Genomic DNA, 6,243 nt, shown 5'->3' with positions numbered 1-6,243 from the left:
TATCACGCCATTGCTGGTTGATTGGATCCAAACCCCGTGCTTGGCCCGACAGAGCTCACGAGCTGCTGCGAAACCACACCGGTACGAGCGTCAACCGCTGTTTCGCCGGCGGCTATACTCACATGCCCCGAGGCGTTTACCTTGCCGTCGAGCCTTATAGAGCGACCGGCAAGTGTCACATTGTTAAGGAATTGGCCGGAGGGTGCACTGATCCCCCCGCCGGAGACAACCACATCACCTGTGGCACCCTGCAGGACTTTCTCACCAGCCGGTGTGTCGGTGACAGCGGAGCCTGAAAGCACCACGTTCCCGACATTGATGAAGGTACAACCAACGCATCCAACACCGTTCGGATTTGCGACGATAACGTCAGCGCGAGAGCCGAACACCTCCGTGGGGCCGGCCAGCAAGCTCGACGCCGTGCCGGTAACCTCGTTCAGGATTACCGCAGCGGCGCGGCCACCCCCAGTCAGGTTGGAGTTGGCTGAAACGGACCCTCCGAGAACGGAAAGGCCCGACGCTGTGGAATTGTTGAGTATGATGCCACTCGCATCAACATTGTATTCGCGAAACTTGTTGTGGCTGATGCCTTTCCCGTTCGGCGCCACGATGTCGACAGTCGTCGTACCATTTGCCAAACTGGTGACGGATGGCCGAAATTCTATCGGCGCCGTCGGGTCCGAAATCGACTGCGCAAAAGCGACCGGTGACAAAACCGGGCTAAACGCGCCGACAATTGTGGTCGTCAAAAAGCTGGCGAATGTCAAACAGGAGGCCCAGCGGCTGAGCGGATCATCACTCAGCCTCGTGAGGAACCCACGACGGGGCCGGACACCACATTCGGTTCCCGTACCGGACTTCGATACATTCTTCAGACCAGCCAAAATTGACATGACGCAATACCTTTATGCAATTTAACGGCGACGTAGAGAGGCTGTATGATGGGCAGAAACGCCCGGATACTCAGGAAAGGCTGAAATTCGGCCTCATTCACAATGGCGGCAGCGTGTGGAGGTCCCAAGGAGTTGAGCCTCCTGCCGCCACTTCAAGGTTTGGAACTGGCTTCGACGGTCGCTTGCCAGGCCCTGGCGCGTGTCTGCGCCTCATCAAGTTGCTCCCTCGTCATGGTCGCAGTCAGCGCTTCGAGAGCCGTACGCGCGTTTGGATGCCCGCGTTCATTGGCAAGATTGTAGTAGAGATGCGCATCGATCGGGCTTGAAGGCGTGCCCTCTCCGTTCTCATAGATTTGAGCCAGATTAAACAGCGCAACGGGGTTGCCCAGAGCGGCCACTTCCGTGAACATTTCTAGAGCCTTCTTGCCATCGGCCTGTGTTCCCGTCCCCTGACGCGTCATGATGGCAAGCATGTTCTTTGCCCCAACATGTCCTTCAACTGCAGCTTTCTGGTAGTAGGAAAATGCCGTGCTCGCATTCACCTGTTGGCCGGTGCCATCGAGAAACAGGCCGCCGCAGTTGAACTGGCCTTCCACATTGCCAAGATCGGCAGATTTGCAGATCAGTTCAGCGGCAGCGACAAAGTCCTGACGCACATTCTCGCCGCGCAAATGCATCAATCCGAGGCGATTGAGGGCGGAGGCAGAGCCCTTTTCGGCAGAGGCCAGGTACAAGATGCGGGCTTTTTCCTGGTCTGCCGGAAAGCCGACTCCAAGCTCCACCATGCGCGCCAGGTAAAAGCCAGCCTCGCCTTCGCCCTTGTCAAACCCTTGGGCAAATGTCTCGGCGGCTTTGGTGAACTCCTGCTTCTCAAGCTGGGATTTGCCCTCCGAAACGGAATCGGCTTGCGCCACACTGGCACACAGGCTGATCAAAAGCGCTCCGGCGGTAGCGCCGAAGCGGGTATGAGAGCTAATTGATGGGCCAACATAAAACGGAAACATGTTTACTCCTGTGATCTAAAGGGCCTTGAAGCGGAGATTGAAAAACAACTCACCCCGATCGGGTGACATAGCCAAAGAGGTGCGGTCGTCTTCCGCCAGGCGAAAGCCGTATCCGACATCGAATGACAGGCGGGCATCGGCGTACCGCAGACCAAGGCCAGCAGAGACGCGGTAAGGATTTCGGGAATTGGCAATGTCGCGCCCAAACCCGAGGTCACCGAAACCATAGAAGTTCATCCTGGATGCCACGTCATCAAACCATGATTGCCCTGAAGATGCGCCATCCGGGCTGGAGCGCGGTAGCGTGAGCACAAGCTCATTGCGCCAGACGGCCCCGCTGTCGACCTTGATTGATCCGCCGGAATACCCCCGCAAAGTGCTTCTCGAACCCAGTGTCATCTGGTCGTCAGAGTAAAGCGGGTGGGCGGCAACCTGAGTGGAAAGAGAACTGCGTAGCGACGCCAGTTCAGATAGAACATAGTAGCCTGAAAGACCGGCTTCGATCTTGCGGAATTGGGTCCGTGGCACAGTGTCTGTGGCATCGAAAGCATCGTCGGATGCTCCCAATACAGGAACGCCGAAGCTGGCTCCCAGTCGACCGCTGACGGTTCCTTTTTGACCGTACCGGTCAAGGGTCAAGCCAAAGCTGACGACAGACAGGACCTGGGGGGTGAGCGGCTCCCCATTGACGTAGCGCAACTGCTCGCGGCGCGATAGCGACAGGTCAAAGACCGATTTTTGCGTTTTCGAAGAGTTCGCAATCCAGTTCCAACCGCCACCGAATGTCGTAGCCGTCGTATATAGCTCGCTTAGCTCGGACAGATTGACCAGAGCGTCGGTCCAGCTCCCATTCAAAGATATATTGTGGTTCCCGACAGGAATCGTGAGTGATCCGGACAGGTCGTTGCTGTATGCGCCGGTCTTGAGGGTCGTTTGCCAACTGTCGTTTATACCAATCAGATTGTCCTTCTCAATCGTGGTCCCAAAGCGCAACTGATCGAAACCTTCGACACTTTCCGTGTCATAGCCGGCGTAAAGCCGGAAAGTGTCCTTGATCTGATTGTGTACAACAACGACAGATGTGGCCGGCCGGGCACCCGGTTTCAATTCTGCTTTCGCCTTGTTGGAGGCGACGCGATTGAGGCTGTCGAGCGTATCCTGTACGGTATCAATCTGCAGGATTTCGTCTTTGGAAACAGTCCGCGCCATGCTGATACGCGCGGGGTCGGGCAACAGAATCAAACGATCCAGGTCATCATCCATACCATCGAGCCAGAGCCCAATGCGCCGCAAGAGATCGACATCAGCACTATCGGGACGATGATCCGAGACGCCGACCAGACCACCGAGCATGCCCGGTCCATCCATAGGCTTTTCCTGATAGTCGATACGATCGACCCGACCAGGGATGACAGAAATCGCAAGCTCATGGCTTGTGCCCATATCCTGCTGCGGCAACCACGCCTGCGTGGTTACCAGGCCTTTGTTGGCGAAGTGGGAGTTCAATGCCTTCAGCAGCGCCGTGATGCTGCCATTCCCCTGGCATCCAAACGCCAACGGCTTGACAAGCGATCCAATCTCGGCGGCAGTGGCAACCTCTGCAAAGCCTTCGATCCGGATCCGAGCTATGCGAAAACAAGGTTCAACCGAAGGCGCGTCCTGTTTCGTCAGGGAAACGTCTGTCGGTACAATCAGCAGGTTTGCCCAGGCACTCGAAGTCATCCCAAGAGCAGCTACCGCCGAAACCAGACCGAGAAGAGAAACGATCTGTCTCATTGCCCAGATCCCCCGACAAAACCGCGGAAAAATCCAATCGGATTGTGCCAGAGCTTGGCGCCCTTGATCGGTGCTGAAACAACAACCGCGCCATTCGGAATTTCGATTCCCTCGTTTGCCGACAGGCTTGCTGCGGTCAGTTTGACTGGACTGAAAGCGTCGACCTGAATCGATCCGTATGGCGCAGATAATATTCCGCCAGCGTCATACTCCGAGATCCAGGCATAGGATCCGCTCCAGAGATTGAAGAGACCCCCGGGCCGGGTGTAGACCGATGCGAGCCTCGTTCCCTCGATCTCGATCTGCGGCGCAGCTAAGGTGATGTCGCCAAAGGCAACAAGCTGCCCGGCGTTTCGTATTCTCTCGCTTGCGGTCAAGCTGATGTTGCCGGATGCATTGACCTGGCCGCCGACAACGCCGATCGTGGATGTCCCGGTCGCCTTGCAGGTAAATCCGCAGACCCTCAGGTAGTCGAGTGTTCCTGTGACCAGCCCTTCCACGACGATCGAGCGCGCGGTTACAAGGACGCTGCCATTGTTGCCGTTGACGGTGCCGCCACTGTTGAGGAACTGCCCCCCGGCAACAAGCTCAACGCTGGAGCCAACAATGTAGGCTTCCTGGCCATCGACGCGCAAGCTGCCGAAATCCATATGACGCTCTAGGGTAGATTTGCGTTTGCGCCACAAGGTATACCAGAGGCGGCTGCCTTGGGTTTCCACGAACTGCAACTGACTGACCGGTGTCTGGCCGGCAACAATGTCAACTTTGTTTTCGATATTCGCGCCGGCCGACAGGCGTGTCCGCGCGTTGGATAGAAGGCGTCCGGTATTGTTGACGATATCGCTGCCGGCATCAACATCAAGGTCACCCTGTGACGAAAACACGATCGCCAATTGGTCAGGGCGTTCGGTCATTAGTCGAATGGAACCGGCGGCTTTTAGTGTGACCCCACCCTTTGATTCCGCTGATTGAGCATCCTTTTGCTTGCCCGACAACAAGCTGCCGGTGTTGACGATGTCGCCAGCACTGGCCAAAATCGTCAAGGCTCCGTTGATGGCCTCCAGTTTGGTCTGGGGCCGACCGATACCGGATTGAACCGCAATCTCTGATCCGCGCATCGAAACATGTCCGAATGCAGAGATAGAACCCGCAACCGAGATCTTCCCGGTCGAGTTTATAGCAAAGTCTCCGAGAGACGCGTAAACCTCTCCGGCATGGCGCACACCCGCTCCATCAGCCGTGGTTTCAATCCTTACGGTATTTGCAGTCAGACTCCCACGCTCAGTGATCTCGACCGCGACAGGCGCATTGGCGGCATTTGTCGGTACAGTCAGTGTTCCCCAGTTTTCCAGGTCGGCGTTTGGCAATACGCTGCTGTCGTACTCGACACGACTTGCGCCAGCAGTCAGGCGGATGTCTGATCTCAGGTTGCTGGAGGTGTTGAGAACCGGGCCGTCGATCCGGATATGGCCGGCCATCATCTGTAGGCTGGTCATGGCGCCACCCAGACCCGCGCCCGTCACATCGATTTTTCCCTGCGAGGTTTCGATCACGAGATTTTCCGAAGTCACACCAGGGGCAATCACTTGGCTCGATAGGCTGGTGCTACCGGTCGCCAGAACGACACCACCCACGTTTACGAACCGGCCTCCATCAACGACAATCCCATTCGGATTGACGATCATGACGTGCGCGCGCGGCCCAAGGACTTCAATTGGTCCTCGCAGTTCAGAGACACGCGTTGAGGTCACCTCATTGACAATAGCCCGAGCCATTGAGGTCCGATTGTCGAGATCTGCGCCAGCCGCTCCCACCGAGAAATTGCTATACGCGTTCAAACTCAAACCAGACGCGTTCGGAGCCGCGACGCCAATGGTCTGATGGCCGCTTGCATCTACTGCTACAGACGTCGAAGTCGAACCATCGGCCACTGACTGTGCGGGCGACTTTGGTACGAAGGCGGTGACGAGCAGGACAGTACCGATGCCCACCGCTCCTATGCAGGAAGTGTCTCGTTTCGAGCGCTTCATCGAGCGCCCGACTTTCGCGCTTGTAGGGCGGCGAAACCGGCGGCAAAGCCCTTCAGCGAGACAGGGACGTCGACCTTGGTCGCCTTGGTGTCCATGAGGGTCGCTGTGAGGATCAGTCCCTTCTTCAGTCCGGACAAGAATGCCTGATCCAGGCGAAATCCCGCATGACAACCAGCCAGATTACAAGTCTCGAACGCAGCCTGCCGGCTCTTGCCCTTGTCGAGTCGCAGAGCGATTCCTGCCGGGAGATATGTCTCCAAGGGCGCAGATATCAATCCGACGTTACCATCGGCTTGAGCAATGACATTGAACAGGAAAACGACATCACGCCCTTCGTTGACCGCCTGCGCTTGTTGGAGACGGCACGGTGACGTGTGATTGATATCCTCATTCGCAGTGCAGACGAGTTCCCAATCGCCGTAGACTTCTGCGGCAATGGCGTTGCTGAAACTGCCAACAGCACACAGGATGGCCGCAGTCAGAAATGTAAGGGAGCGCGAGCGGAATGGTCCGCAAGTGAGAGCAGCCAAGGACATGATC

General features: G+C 56.9%; 5 protein-coding genes. All 5 read right to left on the bottom strand.

Features of this window, described 5'->3' with window-relative positions; translation table 11 throughout:
• Window positions 1–2: 2 nt before the first annotated feature.
• Window positions 3–893: a filamentous hemagglutinin N-terminal domain-containing protein gene (locus tag PDO_RS07820; RefSeq protein WP_007600103.1), complete on the bottom strand. Its 891-nt coding sequence runs from the start codon at window positions 891–893 to the stop codon at window positions 3–5.
• A gap of 152 nt (window positions 894–1,045) precedes the next feature.
• Window positions 1,046–1,897 carry a tetratricopeptide repeat protein gene (locus tag PDO_RS07815; RefSeq protein ID WP_007600102.1) on the bottom strand — a complete coding sequence of 284 codons (852 nt, stop codon included), beginning with the start codon at window positions 1,895–1,897 and terminating at the stop codon, window positions 1,046–1,048.
• Window positions 1,898–1,912: 15 nt separating this feature from the next.
• Window positions 1,913–3,673 carry a ShlB/FhaC/HecB family hemolysin secretion/activation protein gene (locus PDO_RS07810; RefSeq protein ID WP_007600101.1) on the bottom strand — a complete coding sequence of 587 codons (1,761 nt, stop codon included), beginning with the start codon at window positions 3,671–3,673 and terminating at the stop codon, window positions 1,913–1,915.
• A complete protein-coding gene (locus tag PDO_RS07805; RefSeq protein ID WP_160167025.1) occupies window positions 3,670–5,664 on the bottom strand; it encodes a filamentous hemagglutinin N-terminal domain-containing protein in 1,995 nt (664 codons plus the stop codon). Before PDO_RS07805 ends, PDO_RS07810 begins: the two co-directional genes overlap by 4 nt.
• A 35-nt stretch (window positions 5,665–5,699) precedes the next feature.
• A partial coding sequence (locus PDO_RS07800; protein WP_007600096.1) for an invasion associated locus B family protein occupies window positions 5,700–6,243 on the bottom strand: 544 nt, incomplete at its 5' end.

Source organism: Rhizobium sp. PDO1-076 (genome assembly GCF_000247475.1).
In the GTDB taxonomy this organism is placed as follows: Bacteria; Pseudomonadota; Alphaproteobacteria; order Rhizobiales; family Rhizobiaceae; genus Allorhizobium.
Note: the sequence above shows the minus strand (reverse complement) of the source record. Positions and strands in the feature narration are given on the sequence as shown.